We start from the raw sequence: 15,689 nt of genomic DNA on the forward strand, positions 1-15,689 counted from the left end.
GGATTGAAAAATCTTGTTTAAAGGCAAGTCTTTATTCTTGACAGGGTATAATTGAAGTGCTAATATATCAAAGTGTGCCATTTTAGAGGCTCGTCACCTGTCCCTTGGAGGGGTTGTCACATGTCTTATGATAGAGTGAAGCAGGCTGCGAAACTGACTATCGGCACGAAGCAAGCGATGAAGACGGTGGAGCAATGCCAAGCCACGGAAGTATTCATTGCAAAAGATGCAGATCCGCGAATTACGATAAAAATAGTTAACCTCTGCAAAAAATGCGGGGTTAAAGTGACATACGTGGACTCCATGAAAATGTTAGGTAAAGCGTGTGGAATCGATGTAGGCGCAGCTGTGGCTGCGGTGGTGAATGAATAGACGTTTTTGTCTGAGAAACAGTGATGGATCGAAGGCAAAAACTTTTCCTTTGTTCATTTACGACTCGCCTGGATCTGTGGGCTTGAAAATTGCAACATCAATTATGATGAAGGAGGTGGCCAATATGCCAACAATTAACCAGCTCGTTCGTAAAGGACGTCAAGCTAAAGTTGTAAAATCCAAATCCCCTGCTCTTCAAAGAGGCTTCAACGCTCTGAAAAGAGAAGCGACGGATCTGAGCTCCCCTCAAAAACGCGGTGTGTGTACTCGTGTAGGTACGATGACGCCGAAGAAACCGAACTCCGCACTTCGTAAATATGCGCGTGTTCGTTTGACTAACCGTGTCGAGGTTACAGCTTACATCCCGGGTATCGGACACAACCTGCAAGAGCACAGCGTGGTACTGATCCGCGGAGGCCGGGTAAAAGACCTTCCGGGGGTACGTTACCATATCGTTCGCGGTGCGCTTGATACTGCAGGCGTGAACAACCGTAAACAAGCTCGTTCCAAGTACGGCGCGAAACGCCCGAAAGTGAAGAAATAATGAGTAGGAATCTAATGAACTTTCAGAGAAAGGGGGATAACTATGCCTCGTAAAGGTCCAGTTACTCGCAGAGACGTATTGCCAGATCCGGTGTATAACAGCAAGCTTGTTACCCGTTTGATCAACCGCATCATGATTGATGGTAAAAGAGGAGTAGCTCAACAGCTGCTTTACAATGCTTTCAATCTGATCCAAGAGCGTACAGGCAAAGAGCCGATGGAAGTTTTCGAACAAGCCATCAAAAATATCATGCCTGTTCTCGAAGTCAAAGCCCGCCGTGTGGGGGGAGCTAACTACCAAGTACCGATTGAAGTTAGACCTGAACGCCGCACGACGCTCGGACTTCGTTGGCTCGTCAACTACTCCCGCCTGCGCGGTGAGAAGACGATGGAAGAAAGATTGGCGCAAGAGATCATCGATGCAAGCAACAACACGGGCGCTTCCGTTAAAAAACGTGAAGACACGCACAAAATGGCTGAAGCCAACAGAGCGTTCGCTCACTATCGTTGGTAAAATTTTATTCCTATCAATAGGAAGGAGACAACCTGATGGCAAGAGAGTTCTCCTTAAAAGATACGCGTAACATCGGGATCATGGCGCATATCGATGCCGGTAAGACGACCACGACCGAGCGTATTCTGTTCTACACAGGCCGTTTGCACAAAATCGGTGAAGTTCACGAAGGTGGCGCAACGATGGACTGGATGGAGCAGGAACAGGAGCGCGGAATCACGATCACGTCCGCCGCTACGACCGCTCAATGGAAAGGTCACCGCATCAATATTATCGACACCCCGGGTCACGTTGACTTCACCGTTGAAGTTGAACGTTCCCTGCGCGTATTGGATGGAGCAGTTGGCGTATTCAGTGCCAAGGAAGGCGTTGAGCCTCAGTCGGAAACCGTTTGGCGTCAAGCGGACCGTTACGGCGTTCCTCGGATTGCTTACGTTAACAAGATGGATATCATTGGTGCAGATTTCCTGGGTGCCGTACAGCAAATGCGCGACAAATTGGGCGCAAATGCCGTTGCCATTCAACTGCCGATCGGTGCTGAAAGTGATTTCAGAGGCATTATCGATCTGGTTGAACAAGTCGCCTATATTTATAAAGACGACCTTGGCAAAGACGTTGAGCAAAGCGAAATCCCGGAAGAATATAAGGGAAAAGTCGAGGAGCTCCGTACAGAGCTGATCGAGAAAGTTGCCGAGCTGGACGAAGAGCTCACAATGAAATACCTCGAAGGCGAAGAGCTTACCGTTGATGAAATCAAAGCCGCACTCCGCAAAGGCGTGTGCGAAGTGAAAATCTTCCCGGTTATCTGCGGATCTTCGTACAGAAACAAAGGCGTACAGCCTATGTTGGATGCCGTTGTTGCTTACCTTCCATCCCCACTCGACGTACCGGATATCAAAGGTACGCTGGAAGACGGATCGGAAGTTGTACGCAAATCGTCTGATGAAGAGCCGTTCGCGGCGCTTGCGTTCAAAATCATGACAGACCCGTTTGTCGGTAAGTTGACATTCTTCCGCGTATACTCCGGTATCCTGAACTCCGGTTCCTATGTGGTCAATGCAACGAAAGGCAAGCGTGAACGGATCGGCCGTATTCTTCAAATGCACGCGAACAGCCGTCAAGAAATCAGCGTCGTTTACGCTGGTGACATTGCAGCTGCCGTAGGCTTGAAAGATACGACGACAGGCGATACGCTTTGCGACGAGAAAAATCCGGTTATTCTGGAGTCGATGAACTTCCCTGAGCCGGTTATCGAACTCGCGGTTGAGCCGAAAACGAAAGCCGACCAAGACAAAATGGGTATTGCTTTGGCGAAACTGGCCGAAGAAGACCCGACGTTCCGTGCAAAAACGAACGAAGAAACAGGTCAAACGATCATCGCCGGTATGGGTGAGCTTCACCTGGAGATCCTCGTTGACCGTATGCTTCGCGAGTTCAAGGTAGAAACCAATGTGGGTAAACCGCAGGTTGCTTACCGCGAAACGTTCCGTCAAGCGGCTAAAGTTGAAGGTAAATTCGTTCGCCAATCCGGTGGCCGTGGTCAATACGGACACTGTTGGGTGGAGTTCCAACCGCTTGAGCCGGGAACAGGCTTCCAATTCGAAAGCAAGATCGTCGGCGGTGCGATTCCGAGAGAATACATTGCTCCGATCCAAGCTGGTATCGAAGAGTCGATGAAAAACGGCGTGTATGCAGGATTCCCGCTTGTAGACATCAAAGCTACTGTAGTCGACGGATCTTACCATGATGTTGACTCCTCCGAGATGGCGTTTAAAATCGCAGGTTCCATGGCCCTCAAAGCCGCTGCTGACAAATGCCGCCCGGTTCTGCTTGAGCCAATCATGAAAGTGGAAGTTACCGTACCGGAAGAGTACATGGGCGACGTTATGGGCGACCTGAACTCCCGCCGCGGACGGATCGAGGGTATGGACACTCGTCACGGAGCTCAAGTTATTCGTGCGAAAGTGCCTCTCTCCGAAATGTTCGGTTACTCCACGACACTGCGTTCTCGTACGCAAGGTCGCGGCGTATACTCGATGGAAATTTCCCATTATGAAGAAGTGCCTAAGTCCATTGCTGACGAAATCGTCGCAAAGAACAAAGGCGCCTAATATATTTAGATTATTTAAGGAGGCAATCTACTCATGGCAAAAGCGAAATTTGAGCGTAATAAACCGCACGTTAACATTGGTACCATCGGTCACGTTGACCATGGTAAAACAACTTTGACGGCGGCAATCACGACTGTATTGTCCAAAAAATACGGCGGTGCTGCTGTAGCATTCGATCAAATCGACAAAGCTCCAGAAGAGCGCGAGCGCGGTATCACGATCTCCACTGCGCACGTTGAATATGAAACTCCTAACCGTCACTACGCACACGTTGACTGCCCAGGCCACGCCGACTACGTTAAAAACATGATCACTGGCGCAGCTCAAATGGACGGCGCGATCCTGGTTGTATCCGCAGCTGACGGCCCAATGCCGCAAACTCGCGAACACATCCTGCTCTCCCGTCAGGTAGGCGTACCTTACATCGTCGTATTCCTCAACAAATGCGACATGGTTGAAGACGAAGAGCTTCTTGAACTGGTTGAAATGGAAGTTCGCGACCTGCTCAACGAGTACGAGTTCCCGGGCGACGACACTCCGATCGTTCGCGGCGCAGCTCGTGAAGCACTGCAAAACCCAGACGGTCCTTGGGCTGACAAAATCGTTGAGCTGTTCGAGCACATCGATTCCTACATCCCGACGCCTGAGCGCGACACTGACAAGCCTTTCTTGATGCCGGTAGAGGACGTGTTCACGATCACTGGTCGTGGTACCGTTGCTACAGGTCGTGTAGAGCGCGGTGTAGTTAAAGTCGGCGACGAGATCGAAATCATCGGTCTGGTTGAAGAAACTCGCAAATCCGTTGTTACGGGCGTAGAAATGTTCCGTAAGCTTCTGGATTCCGCTCAAGCGGGCGACAACATCGGCGCACTGCTTCGCGGTGTAGACCGTAAAGACATCGAGCGTGGACAAGTTTTGGCTAAACCGGGTTCGGTTAAACCGCACACGAACTTCTCCGCTCAAATCTACGTTTTGACTAAAGAAGAAGGTGGACGTCATAAGCCGTTCTTTACTGGCTACCGTCCGCAATTCTACTTCCGTACAACGGACGTTACGGGTATCATCAACCTGCCGGAAGGCACAGAGATGGTTATGCCTGGCGACAACATCACGGTAACGGTTGAGCTGATCGCTCCGATCGCTATCGAAGAAGGTACTCGCTTCGCTATCCGCGAAGGCGGCCGTACCGTTGGTGCCGGTGCCGTTGCTTCCATCACGAAGTAATTTTAGTCTCCGGACTTTGCCCTTCATCTATCAGATGAAGGGCTTTTAATTTTTTTAGGCAAATGTCGATTTTCTTCTTGCTTTTTGGTTCTGTATTTAATATAATAGTGAACGTTGGTCTGTGACGTTGCGATGATGTGAGAGGTTGCTGACACACCCGGCCCCTTTGCCATAGGGACGGCGTCAGGAGATTTTCACGGAGTATGTCCGATACTAAATTGGGCGATAAAAGGAGGGAATACTATGGCAAAGCAAAAGATTCGTATTCGTTTGAAGGCTTATGATCACAGAGTGCTGGATCAATCCGCAGAGAAGATTGTGGAAACAGCCAAACGTTCCGGTGCAGGAGTGTCTGGTCCGATTCCGCTTCCGACTGAGAAGCAAATCATCACGATTCTGCGTGCGGTTCACAAGTACAAAGATTCGCGTGAGCAATTCGAAATGCGCACACATAAGCGTTTGATCGATATCGTTAATCCGACGCCGCAAACCGTTGATGCGCTGATGCGTCTGGATCTGCCGTCCGGTGTGGATATCGAAATCAAACTGTAATATACGATTGTGGATAAATAAGCGACAAGCAAGAGAGGAAAAGAGGTGTCAACGATGACAAAAGGTATCTTAGGTAAAAAGCTTGGGATGACTCAAGTATTTACACCAGAAGGACTGGTTGTACCGGTAACTGTAATTCAAGCGGGTCCTTGCACAGTGCTGCAGAAGAAGGATTCGGAGAACGACGGTTACGAAGCCATCCAAATCGGTTTTGCCGATAAGAAAGAAAAGAACGCGAACAAACCTGAGTTGGGCCATGCGAAAAAAGCAGGCGCAACACCTAAGCGCTACGTTAAGGAGTTTCGCGGCGTTCAGATTTCCGAGTATGAAGTTGGCCAAGAAATCAAAGCTGACGTATTCTCCGAAGGTGAATTCGTTGATGTAACAGGAACGTCCAAGGGTAAAGGATTCCAAGGCGTTATCAAAAGACATAACCAATCCACTGGTCCGATGGCTCACGGTTCCCGTTACCACCGCGGTCCTGGTTCGATGGGTTCCATCCAAGCTAACCGTGTTCCTAAAGGTAAGAAATTGCCGGGTCACATGGGTACGGAAACCGTTACGATTCAAAAGCTCGAAGTTGTGAAAGTAGACGTTGAGCGCAACGTTCTTCTGATCAAAGGCTCCATTCCGGGTCCTAAAAACAGCTTCGTTTCGATAAAGTCTTCGGTGAAGAAGTAAGAAAGTAGGAAAGGAGGATAACAAATGCCAAAAGTAGCAGTGTTTAACGTTAGTGGTGCCCAAGTAGGCGAAGTGGAACTCGCGGATAGCGTGTTCGGAATCGAGCCGCATGTTCATGTGTTGAATGAAGCGGTATTGATGCAGCGTGCTTCCCTTCGTGCAGGTACGCATAAAACGAAAGGTCGTTCCGAAGTTCGCGGCGGTGGCCGTAAACCGTGGAAACAAAAAGGCACAGGCCGTGCTCGTCAAGGTAGCATTCGCTCTCCGCAATGGAAAGGCGGCGGTACCGTCTTTGGTCCGACACCTCGCAGCTATGCCTACAAACTGCCTAAGAAAGTTCGTCGTCTGGCGATCAAATCCGCGTTGTCTTCCAAGGTGAAGGCGAGCGAAATTATCGTGCTTGACCAATTGCAATTGGCTCAACCGAAAACAAAAGAATTTGCAGCGATTTTGAATAACCTCAAAGTGGATCGTAAAGCTTTGGTTGTGACGGCTGCGTATGACGAGAACGTAGCATTGTCTGCGCGTAACATCCCTGGCGTGAAGTTTGTTGCTGCCGAAGGAATCAACGTCCTTGATGTTATGGTTTACGACAAGCTGATCATTACGAAGGATGCCGTGCAAAAGGTAGAGGAGGTGTTTGCGTAATGAAAAACCCTCGCGATATTATTAAGCGCCCGGTCATTACCGAACGTTCCAGCGAAATGATGGCGGAAAAGAAATATGTGTTCGAAGTGGACATCCGTTCGAATAAAACGGAAGTCAAGCAAGCGATCGAGCAAATCTTCAAAGTAAAAGTAACGAACGTGAATACGCTCAGAATGCCGGCGAAGCCGAAGCGTTATGGCCGCTATTCCGGATATACGTCCGAATGGAAAAAAGCGATCGTCACTTTAAGCGCAGACAGCAAAGAACTGGAGTTCTTTGAAAACTCGCAAGTTTAATTTTTTGAAGTAAGGAGGGAATCCACGTGCCAATTAAAAAATATAAACCAACCTCTCCTGCAAGACGTGCGATGTCGGTTTCTACTTTTGAAGAAATCACAACATCCACACCGGAGAAATCGCTTTTGGCTCCTTTGAGCAAAAAAGCGGGTCGGAACAACCAAGGTAAAATTACGGTTCGTCATCAAGGCGGCGGACACAAACGTAAATACCGCATCATCGATTTTAAACGGAACAAAGATGGAATACCAGGTCGCGTTGCTACAATCGAGTACGACCCGAACCGTTCCGCTAACATCGCACTGATCCACTACGTGGATGGCGAGAAGCGCTATATCATCGCTCCGAAAGGCTTGAAAGTGGGCGATCAAATCGTATCCGGTCCGAATGCCGACATCAAAATCGGTAACGCACTTCCTCTGGAAAACATTCCGGTAGGTACGGTTATCCACAACATCGAGCTGAAGCCTGGCAAAGGCGGACAATTGGTTCGCGCAGCCGGTACGGAAGCTCAATTGCTCGGTAAAGAAGAGCAATATGTAACGGTTCGTTTGTCTTCCGGCGAAATGAGAAAAATCCTCAAAGTTTGCCGCGCGACAATCGGTTCCGTAGGTAACGAAGATTACGAACTCGTGAAGATCGGTAAAGCCGGCCGTTCCCGTTGGCTGGGTCAAAGACCGGAAGTTCGCGGTTCCGTAATGAACCCGAACGATCACCCGCACGGTGGTGGTGAAGGTCGCTCCCCGATCGGACGCAAATCCCCGATGTCTCCTTGGGGCAAACCGACGCTCGGATACAAAACGCGGAAGAAGAACAAAGCTTCCAATCAATATATTGTACGTCGCCGCACGAAGTAATTACTTTTTCGGTTCGGTTAAAGAAGGGAGGAACGAAACATGGGTCGCAGTTTGAAAAAAGGGCCTTTCGTAGATGGCTACCTTTTGAAGAAAGTCGAAGGCATGAACGTTGAGGGCGCGAAGAGGCAAGTGATCAAAACTTGGTCTCGCCGCTCCACGATTTTCCCGCAATTCATCGGTCACACGTTCGGTGTGTATGACGGCAGAAAGCATGTTCCGGTATACGTAACGGAAGATATGGTCGGACATAAACTCGGTGAGTTTGCACCAACCCGTACTTACAAAGGACACGACGACGACAAGAAGACGGGTAAACGCTAGGTTCGGAACCTACAGATCAGTTTGTGAATGAGAGGAGGTACATCCATGCAACAAGCTAAAGCTATTGTAAGATACGTTCGCATTGCTCCGCGCAAAGCTCAACTCGTTGTTGACTTGATCCGCGGCAAGCAAGTGGGCGAAGCGATCGCAATCCTGCGTCACACGCCGAAAGCAGCTTCCCCGATCGTTGAGAAATTGCTCAACTCGGCTATTGCCAACGCGGAGCATAACTACTCCATGGATCCTAACAGTCTGGTGGTTTCGCAAGTATTTGTGGACCAAGGCCCGACTTTGAAAAGATTCCGCCCTCGTGCGATGGGTCGTGCGAGCCGCATCAATAAACGTACCAGCCACATTACATTAGTGGTATCTGAGAAATAAGGAGGGACAACGTGTGGGTCAAAAAGTAAACCCGGTAGGACTTCGCATCGGTATTATCCGTGATTGGGAATCCAAATGGTACGCCGGCAAAGATTTCGGCGACTTGCTGATGGAAGACGTAAAAATCCGTGAATATTTGAAACAAAAGTTGAAAGAGTCTGCCGTTTCCCGCATTGAAATCGAACGTGCCGCTAATCGCGTGAACGTGACGATTCATACGGCGAAGCCAGGCATGGTTATCGGTAAAGGCGGTTCCGAGGTTGAAGTGATTCGCGGTTACCTGACTAAGCTGACGAACGGCAAAAAAGTACACATCAACATCTCTGAAGTAAAACATCCAGAGCTGGACGCAATCTTGGTTGCAGAAAGCATTGCACAACAATTGGAGCGTCGCGTATCGTTCCGTCGTGCATTGAAACAATCGATTCAAAGAACGATGAGATCCGGTGCAAAAGGGATTAAAACATCGGTTAGCGGTCGTTTGGGCGGAGCGGAAATCGCCAGAACGGAAGGTTACAGCGAGGGTACGGTTCCTCTTCATACATTGCGTGCGGACATCGACTATGGTACGGCAGAAGCTCACACCACTTACGGTCGGATCGGCGTAAAAGTATGGATCTATCGTGGCGAAGTTCTTCCAACGGCTAAGAAAAAGGCTGCTACGGAAGGAGGCAACTAATCATGTTAGTTCCTAAACGTGTGAAACACCGCAAAGAGCACCGCGGCAATATGCGCGGTCGCGCTAAAGGCGGCACGGAAGTTCATTTCGGTGAATACGGCTTGCAAGCGATGGAGCCGGCTTGGGTAACCAACCGTCAAATCGAAGCTGCCCGTATTGCGATGACTCGTTACATCAAGCGGGGCGGTAAAGTTTGGATCAAGATTTTCCCTTCCAAGCCGATCACCCAAAAGCCGCTTGAAGTTCGGATGGGTAGCGGTAAAGGTAACGTAGAAAAATGGGTTGCTGTCGTTAAGCCAGGCAAAGTTATGTTCGAACTGGCCGGCGTAAGCGAAGAAATCGCCCGTGAAGCTATGCGTCTCGCCTCTCACAAGCTGCCGATCAAGACGAAGTTTGTGAAAAGAGAAGAAGTAGGTGGTGAAGCAAATGAAAGCTAGTGAATTTCGCAACTTAACCACTGCTGAGATCGAACAAAAGATTTCCGGATTTAAAGAGCAGCTCTTTAACCTCCGTTTTCAACTGGCTACAGGTCAACTGGATAATCCCGTACAAATTCAAAAAGTCCGCAAAGAGATTGCCCGGGCAAAGACTGTTTTGCGTGAAAGAGAATTGGGAATCACTAGTTAATGAATGAGAGAGGAGGATCTCAGAATGGCTGAACGCAACGAGCGTAAAACGCAGCTGGGTAAAGTCGTAAGCGACAAAATGGACAAAACCATCGTTGTGGCTGTAGAAACCTACAAAAAACACGACTTGTACCACAAACGCATTAAATATACGAAAAAATTCAAAGCTCATGACGAAAACAACGAAGCGAAAATCGGCGATGTTGTTAAAATCATGGAAACTCGTCCGCTTTCCAAAGACAAGCGTTGGAGACTGGTCGAAGTCGTAGAAAAAGCGGTTATCGTTTAATATAAGCATCGGGCATCAATTCCGGAAGGAGGGAATACACAATGATTCAACCATTTACTCGTTTGAACGTAGCTGACAACTCTGGTGCGAAGCAACTGATGTGTATCCGCGTGTTGGGTGGTACGGGTCGTCGTACGGCTAACATCGGTGATCTGATCATCTGCTCCGTGAAAGAAGCAACACCAGGTGGCGTTGTCAAAAAGGGCGACGTTGTTAAAGCGGTAGTCGTACGTACGAGACGTGGTGCTCGCCGTAAGGACGGTTCCTACATCAGCTTTGACGAGAACGCAGCCGTAGTTGTAAAAGAAGATAAGAGCCCGCGCGGCACACGTATCTTCGGACCAGTTGCTCGCGAACTTCGCGACAGAGACTTCATGAAGATCGTTTCTCTGGCTCCGGAAGTTATCTAATAAACCAGCTGCTAACGAAGTCGGCTTTCATAGGAAAGTTTGTAGGAGGTGTACACAGTGCCAAAACAACCGAAGAAACTCGAGTCTCACAACAATAAATTGCACGTGAAAAAAGACGATACGGTTTTTGTTATCACGGGTAAAGACAAAGGGAAAAAAGGCCGCGTTATCGCTGCATTCCCTCGTGAAAACCGTGTGCTGGTCGAAGGCGTGAACATGATCAAGAAGCATTCGAAGCCTTCCCAACAAAATCCGCAAGGCGGCATTATCACGCAAGAAGCTCCGATCCACGCATCCAACGTGATGCTGGTTGATCCGAAGAGCGGCCAACCTACTCGCGTAGGTTACAAAGTGCTGGACAATGGTAAAAAAGTTCGCGTTGCGAAAAAATCCGGCGAAGTTATCGACTAATCGTATAAGTAAGAAAGGAGGTACACGGATTCATGGCTGCAAGAATGAAAGATCGTTTTTTGAACGAAATTACGCCTGGCCTGATGCAGAAATTCAACTACACCACGGTGATGCAGGTTCCGAAAATTGAAAAAGTGGTTATCAACATGGGTGTTGGTGAAGCAGTTGCTAACTCCAAAGTGCTCGATACCGCTGTTTCCGATCTGCAGTTGATCTCCGGACAAAAGCCGGTTATCACCAGAGCGAAAAAATCGATCGCAGGCTTCAAGCTGCGTGAAAATATGCCGATCGGTGTGAAAGTTACACTTCGCGGCGAGCGTATGTATCACTTCTTGGATAAATTGTTCAACGTTGCTCTTCCTCGCGTACGCGACTTCCGCGGCGTTTCCACCAAGGCTTTTGACGGCCGCGGTAACTACACGCTCGGTTTGAAAGAACAACTCATCTTCCCAGAGGTTGAGTACGATAAAGTGGATAAAGTGCGCGGTATGGATATCGTTATCGTCACAACGGCTAAAACGGACGAAGAGTCCCGCGAATTGTTGGCTCAATTGGGCATGCCGTTTTCCAAATAATAACATGCTTACGAAGCAAGTTTCCTAATGGAGACTTTGGAGGTGTAAACTGAAGTGGCAAAAACTTCGATGAAGATTAAGCAGCAGCGTCCTCCGAAATTCAAGGTGCAGGCTTACACACGCTGCGAACGCTGCGGTCGCCCGCATTCCGTACTACGGAAATTCAAAATTTGCAGAATTTGCTTCCGCGAATTGGCATACAAAGGCCAGATTCCTGGCGTGAAGAAAGCAAGCTGGTAAACTTTAAGCTCTCGGGAAGGAGGTTCATTACACAATGGTTATGTCCGATCCAATTGCAGATATGCTTACACGCATCCGCAACGCTAACGTCGTTCGTCATGAAACTGTCGAAATTCCGGCTTCGAAGGTCAAAAGAGAAATCGCTGAGATCCTCAAGAAGGAAGGCTTCATTCGTGACGCTGAATATATCGAAGACAGCAAGCAAGGCATCATCCGCTTGTTCCTGAAATACGGCCCTAACAATGAGCGCGTTATTACAGGACTCAAAAGAATCAGCAAACCGGGACTTCGCGTTTACGCGAAAAGCCAAGAAGTGCCTCGCGTACTTGGCGGTTTGGGAATCGCAATTCTGTCCACGTCCAAAGGCGTGATGACGGATAAAGAAGCTCGTCAATCCAAAGCTGGCGGAGAGGTAATCTGCTACGTTTGGTAATCTAGATTTTGAATGAACGGAGGTGCACAACATGTCCCGTATTGGTCGCAAACCGATCACGATCCCAAGCGGAGTAAACGTGACTATTGACAATACACTCATTACGGTAAAAGGTCCGAAAGGCACTTTGAGCCGTGAATTGCATAGAGATATGAAGATCAGCGTTGAGGACAATGTTCTGACTGTAGAACGTCCTTCCGACAATAAATTGCACCGCTCTCTGCATGGTACGACCCGCAGTGTCGTACAAAACATGGTTAGCGGAGTAACTGATGGTTTTGCAAAATCTCTCGATCTCGTCGGCGTAGGTTACCGTGCGAACAAATCCGGCAACAAGCTGGTTCTGAACGTAGGTTACTCCCACCCGGTTGAAATCGAGCCGGAGAACGGTATCGAGTTCGAAGTTCCTTCCAACACGAAGATCATCGTTAAAGGGATCGACAAAGAGTTGGTTGGAGCTACAGCAGCAAAAGTTCGTTCCGTTCGTGAGCCTGAGCCGTACAAAGGTAAAGGTATCAAGTACGAAGGCGAGCGTATCCTTCGCAAAGAAGGTAAAGCCGGTAAGAAGAAATAAGGCTGCTTAAGCTGATCGCATAATCCGAACATCGGATGATCCAACTCGAAAGGAGTGAACCTCGAATGATTACTAAAGGCGATAAAAACAAAGCGCGTTTGAAAAGACATCTTCGCGTTCGTAAGAAAATTCAAGGAACGACGGAACGTCCTCGTCTGAACATTTTCCGTTCCTCTAAGCATATGTACGCACAACTGATCGACGACGTTAAAGGCGTAACGATCGCAGCGGCTTCTACGCAGGACAAAGAGCTCAGAGAAGGGCTCGGAAACGGCGGGAACGCAGAAGCAGCTTCGAAAGTCGGCGCTCTGATCGCTGAGCGTGCAAAAAAAGCAGGAATCGAGAAAGTCGTTTTCGACCGCGGCGGTTACCTGTACCATGGACGTGTTAAAGCACTTGCAGACGCTGCTCGTGAAGCAGGTCTTGAATTCTAATCCAAATCATCAATAAGGAGGTAAAGGACTTGCGTATTGATCCCAATACATTAGAACTGACTGAAAAAGTCGTTCATATTAACCGCGTAGCTAAAGTCGTAAAGGGCGGTCGCCGTTTCAGCTTTAGCGCACTCGTGGTTGTGGGCGACGGCAAAGGTTGGGTAGGCGCGGGAATCGGTAAAGCTTCCGAGGTACCAGATGCGATTCGCAAAGGTATCGAAGATGCGAAGAAAAACCTGATTCACGTTCCTATCGTCGGAACGACAATTCCTCACATGGTGATCGGACATTTCGGCGCAGGACGCGTATTGCTTAAGCCTGCTTCGAAAGGTACCGGAGTTATCGCCGGCGGCCCGGTTCGTGCGGTTCTTGAACTGGCAGGCGTAGGCGACATTCTGACGAAGTCCCTCGGGTCTTCGAACTCCATCAACATGGTTAACGCTACTCTGGAAGGCTTACAGCGCCTGAAGCGTGCGGAAGAGGTTGCTAAGCTTCGCGGTAAAACCGTAGAAGAACTCTTAGGTTAGGAGGGATACCATGGCTAAGCAACTGCAAATTACCCTCAAGCGCAGCCTGATCGGTCGTCCTGAAACTCAGCGTCGTACGGTTACGGCTCTCGGACTTCGCAAATTGCATCAATCCGTTACACAACAAGACAATGCTGCAATCCGCGGCATGGTTAACCAAGTAAGCCACTTGGTCGAAGTTAAAGAAATTGAAGCTTAAGGTTTTAACATATAGCTAGAGGAGGTGCAAACGATGAAATTGCATGAGCTTTCTTCCGCTCCAGGTTCCCGCGATACGCGCAAGCGTGTAGGTCGTGGTATCGGTAGTGGGATGGGTAAAACAGCTACTCGCGGTCACAAAGGTCAAAACGCCCGTTCCGGCGGCGGTGTCCGTCCGGGCTTCGAAGGCGGTCAGAACCCGCTTTATCGTCGCTTGCCAAAACGTGGATTTAACAACAGATTCCGTACGGAATATGCGGTTATCAACGTAGAGGATTTGAACAAGTTTGCAGCAGGTACGGAAGTAACTCCTGAAGTTCTTTTGGAATCCGGCATCGTGAAAAACCCTAAAGATGGCATCAAAATCTTGGGTAACGGTGAAATCACGGTTCAGTTGAACGTTAAGGCTAGCAAGTTCTCCCAATCTGCGGTAGAGAAAATCCAGGCTGCCGGCGGTAAAACCGAGGTGATTTAATGTTTCGTACCATATCCAATATTATGAAAGTAGACGATCTGAGGAGACGGATCCTTTTCACCCTTCTGGTGCTGATCGTCTACAGAATTGGTGCTTTTATTCCGGTACCTAACATCAACACAGACATTCTCAAGCTTCAAGACCAAGCTAACGCAGGTGGTGTATTCGGCTTGCTGAATACATTCTCCGGCGGCGCGTTGTTCCAATTCTCCATCTTCGCGATGGGGATTATGCCGTATATCACGGCATCCATCATCGTGCAGCTTCTTTCCATGGATGTCATTCCGACATTCACGCAATGGGCTAAAGAAGGAGAAGTCGGCAGAAAGAAGTTAAGCCAGATTACCCGTTACGGGACCATTGTGCTGGGAATTGTGCAAGCCTTTGGTCTGGCGATCGGATTTAACCGTCTATATGCCGGTCTTGTGATCAATCCGAACTTTACGACGTATGCGTTGATCGCGATCGTGCTTACGGCTGGGACTGCTTTTCTGATGTGGTTAGGGGAACAAATCACCGAAAATGGCATTGGAAATGGTATTTCCATTATCATCTTCGCAGGGATTGTCGCGGCAATCCCGACTGGCATCAGACAAATATACCAAACGCAATTTGCAGATGCAGGCGGCGCGCTCTTCCTTAACATCTTGAAGATCGTTATTATTGCCGTCGTGGTCATTGCTTTGATCGCCGGTGTGATTTTCGTCCAGCAGGGCGTTCGTAAAATTCCGGTGCAGTATGCAAAACGGGTGGTAGGCCGTAAAATGTTCGGAGGACAGTCGACGCACATTCCGCTTAAAGTGAATGCGGCGGGCGTCATTCCGGTCATCTTCTCGCTTTCGTTGTTGATGTTTCCTCCGACGATCGCTAGCTTCTGGAGAGGCAACGCGGTGGCGGAATGGATTATCACCAACTTGAACTACACGCATCCGCTCGGTATGGTGCTGTACGTTTTGTTGATCATCGGCTTTACGTATTTCTACACGTTTGTACAGATGAATCCTGTGCAAATGGCGGATCAGATGAAGAAAAACGGTGGATATGTTCCAGGCATCCGTCCCGGCAAAACGACTTCGGTCTACCTGACGCGAGTCATGAGCCGAATTACATTGTCCGGTGCGTTCTTCCTGGCTGCCATCTCGATCCTTCCTATGATTATCGGTTCTGTAGCTGGACTGCCGAACTCGGTTACCATTGGCGGAACGTCTTTGCTGATCGTTATCGGTGTAGGACTTGAGACGATGAAACAAATCGAGAGCCAACTGATCAAACGCCACTACAAAGGCTTCATTAATAAATAGCAAATAGGTACTGATAG

27 protein-coding genes are annotated in these 15,689 nt (G+C 48.9%); all 27 read left to right on the forward strand.

Annotated features, from left to right (window positions below; all coding sequences use genetic code 11):
• The first annotated feature begins 120 nt into the window (after positions 1-120).
• The 27 genes from PEL01S_RS25280 to secY all read left to right on the forward strand — a co-directional run bounded on the left by PEL01S_RS25280 (position 121) and on the right by secY (position 15,672).
• Positions 121-372, forward strand: a complete 252-nt coding sequence (locus tag PEL01S_RS25280) for a ribosomal L7Ae/L30e/S12e/Gadd45 family protein (protein ID WP_063187733.1) — start codon at positions 121-123, stop codon at positions 370-372.
• Between the two features lie 124 nt (positions 373-496).
• On the forward strand, positions 497-916 hold the full coding sequence (gene rpsL, locus PEL01S_RS25285; RefSeq protein WP_010498884.1) for a 30S ribosomal protein S12: 420 nt from the start codon (positions 497-499) through the stop codon (positions 914-916).
• Positions 917-958: 42 nt separating this feature from the next.
• Positions 959-1,429, forward strand: a complete 471-nt coding sequence (gene rpsG / locus PEL01S_RS25290; protein ID WP_010498883.1) for a 30S ribosomal protein S7 — start codon at positions 959-961, stop codon at positions 1,427-1,429.
• 35 nt (positions 1,430-1,464) lie between these two features.
• Positions 1,465-3,540: an elongation factor G gene (fusA, locus tag PEL01S_RS25295; RefSeq protein WP_063187735.1), complete on the forward strand. Its 2,076-nt coding sequence runs from the start codon at positions 1,465-1,467 to the stop codon at positions 3,538-3,540.
• A gap of 33 nt (positions 3,541-3,573) precedes the next feature.
• Entirely contained in the window at positions 3,574-4,764 is a 1,191-nt protein-coding gene (gene tuf, locus PEL01S_RS25300; protein WP_054975995.1) for an elongation factor Tu, read from the forward strand.
• A 243-nt stretch (positions 4,765-5,007) separates the two neighbouring features.
• Complete coding sequence (gene rpsJ / locus PEL01S_RS25305) at positions 5,008-5,316, forward strand: 30S ribosomal protein S10 (RefSeq protein ID WP_006212922.1); 309 nt, start codon at positions 5,008-5,010, stop codon at positions 5,314-5,316.
• Positions 5,317-5,370: 54 nt separating this feature from the next.
• A complete protein-coding gene (rplC, locus tag PEL01S_RS25310; protein ID WP_036691417.1) occupies positions 5,371-5,997 on the forward strand; it encodes a 50S ribosomal protein L3 in 627 nt (208 codons plus the stop codon).
• A gap of 24 nt (positions 5,998-6,021) precedes the next feature.
• Positions 6,022-6,645, forward strand: a complete 624-nt coding sequence (gene rplD, locus PEL01S_RS25315) for a 50S ribosomal protein L4 (RefSeq protein WP_036691415.1) — start codon at positions 6,022-6,024, stop codon at positions 6,643-6,645.
• On the forward strand, positions 6,645-6,941 hold the full coding sequence (gene rplW / locus PEL01S_RS25320; protein WP_010498877.1) for a 50S ribosomal protein L23: 297 nt from the start codon (positions 6,645-6,647) through the stop codon (positions 6,939-6,941). Before rplD ends, rplW begins: the two co-directional genes overlap by 1 nt.
• Positions 6,942-6,967: 26 nt before the next feature.
• On the forward strand, positions 6,968-7,798 hold the full coding sequence (rplB, locus tag PEL01S_RS25325; protein ID WP_010498874.1) for a 50S ribosomal protein L2: 831 nt from the start codon (positions 6,968-6,970) through the stop codon (positions 7,796-7,798).
• A 39-nt stretch (positions 7,799-7,837) separates the two neighbouring features.
• Entirely contained in the window at positions 7,838-8,119 is a 282-nt protein-coding gene (rpsS, locus tag PEL01S_RS25330; protein ID WP_010498873.1) for a 30S ribosomal protein S19, read from the forward strand.
• Between the two features lie 45 nt (positions 8,120-8,164).
• Entirely contained in the window at positions 8,165-8,500 is a 336-nt protein-coding gene (gene rplV / locus PEL01S_RS25335) for a 50S ribosomal protein L22 (protein ID WP_010498872.1), read from the forward strand.
• Between the two features lie 13 nt (positions 8,501-8,513).
• On the forward strand, positions 8,514-9,179 hold the full coding sequence (rpsC, locus tag PEL01S_RS25340; RefSeq protein WP_010498871.1) for a 30S ribosomal protein S3: 666 nt from the start codon (positions 8,514-8,516) through the stop codon (positions 9,177-9,179).
• Between the two features lie 2 nt (positions 9,180-9,181).
• On the forward strand, positions 9,182-9,616 hold the full coding sequence (gene rplP / locus PEL01S_RS25345; RefSeq protein ID WP_054976000.1) for a 50S ribosomal protein L16: 435 nt from the start codon (positions 9,182-9,184) through the stop codon (positions 9,614-9,616).
• The gene (gene rpmC / locus PEL01S_RS25350; RefSeq protein WP_010498869.1) at positions 9,606-9,806 is read left to right on the forward strand and encodes a 50S ribosomal protein L29; all 201 of its coding nucleotides are present in this window, start codon (positions 9,606-9,608) and stop codon (positions 9,804-9,806) included. The genes rplP and rpmC overlap by 11 nt, the downstream gene beginning before the upstream one ends.
• 24 nt (positions 9,807-9,830) lie before the next feature.
• Positions 9,831-10,094 (forward strand): 30S ribosomal protein S17, encoded by a 264-nt coding sequence (rpsQ, locus tag PEL01S_RS25355; RefSeq protein ID WP_013921152.1) that lies wholly within the window; start codon positions 9,831-9,833, stop codon positions 10,092-10,094.
• A gap of 41 nt (positions 10,095-10,135) precedes the next feature.
• Positions 10,136-10,504: a 50S ribosomal protein L14 gene (gene rplN, locus PEL01S_RS25360; RefSeq protein ID WP_010498867.1), complete on the forward strand. Its 369-nt coding sequence runs from the start codon at positions 10,136-10,138 to the stop codon at positions 10,502-10,504.
• A 57-nt stretch (positions 10,505-10,561) separates the two neighbouring features.
• Positions 10,562-10,915, forward strand: coding sequence for a 50S ribosomal protein L24 (gene rplX / locus PEL01S_RS25365; RefSeq protein ID WP_081481723.1), 354 nt, complete (start codon positions 10,562-10,564; stop codon positions 10,913-10,915).
• Positions 10,916-10,947: 32 nt separating this feature from the next.
• The gene (rplE, locus tag PEL01S_RS25370; protein WP_063187736.1) at positions 10,948-11,490 is read left to right on the forward strand and encodes a 50S ribosomal protein L5; all 543 of its coding nucleotides are present in this window, start codon (positions 10,948-10,950) and stop codon (positions 11,488-11,490) included.
• 54 nt (positions 11,491-11,544) lie between these two features.
• Complete coding sequence (locus PEL01S_RS25375; RefSeq protein ID WP_010498863.1) at positions 11,545-11,730, forward strand: type Z 30S ribosomal protein S14; 186 nt, start codon at positions 11,545-11,547, stop codon at positions 11,728-11,730.
• Between the two features lie 34 nt (positions 11,731-11,764).
• Positions 11,765-12,163 (forward strand): 30S ribosomal protein S8, encoded by a 399-nt coding sequence (rpsH, locus tag PEL01S_RS25380; RefSeq protein WP_010498862.1) that lies wholly within the window; start codon positions 11,765-11,767, stop codon positions 12,161-12,163.
• A 31-nt stretch (positions 12,164-12,194) separates the two neighbouring features.
• On the forward strand, positions 12,195-12,737 hold the full coding sequence (rplF, locus tag PEL01S_RS25385) for a 50S ribosomal protein L6 (protein WP_010498859.1): 543 nt from the start codon (positions 12,195-12,197) through the stop codon (positions 12,735-12,737).
• Between the two features lie 65 nt (positions 12,738-12,802).
• Positions 12,803-13,171, forward strand: coding sequence for a 50S ribosomal protein L18 (rplR, locus tag PEL01S_RS25390; RefSeq protein ID WP_063187738.1), 369 nt, complete (start codon positions 12,803-12,805; stop codon positions 13,169-13,171).
• A 29-nt stretch (positions 13,172-13,200) separates the two neighbouring features.
• Positions 13,201-13,698, forward strand: coding sequence for a 30S ribosomal protein S5 (rpsE, locus tag PEL01S_RS25395; protein ID WP_010498854.1), 498 nt, complete (start codon positions 13,201-13,203; stop codon positions 13,696-13,698).
• Positions 13,699-13,708: 10 nt separating this feature from the next.
• Complete coding sequence (gene rpmD / locus PEL01S_RS25400; protein ID WP_010498853.1) at positions 13,709-13,897, forward strand: 50S ribosomal protein L30; 189 nt, start codon at positions 13,709-13,711, stop codon at positions 13,895-13,897.
• A gap of 33 nt (positions 13,898-13,930) precedes the next feature.
• Entirely contained in the window at positions 13,931-14,371 is a 441-nt protein-coding gene (gene rplO / locus PEL01S_RS25405; protein WP_010498851.1) for a 50S ribosomal protein L15, read from the forward strand.
• Positions 14,371-15,672, forward strand: coding sequence for a preprotein translocase subunit SecY (gene secY, locus PEL01S_RS25410; RefSeq protein ID WP_063187739.1), 1,302 nt, complete (start codon positions 14,371-14,373; stop codon positions 15,670-15,672). Before rplO ends, secY begins: the two co-directional genes overlap by 1 nt.
• The last annotated feature ends 17 nt before the right edge of the window (positions 15,673-15,689 follow it).

The organism is Paenibacillus elgii NBRC 100335, from assembly GCF_004000865.1.
Taxonomy (GTDB): domain Bacteria; phylum Bacillota; class Bacilli; order Paenibacillales; family NBRC-103111; genus Paenibacillus_G; species Paenibacillus_G elgii.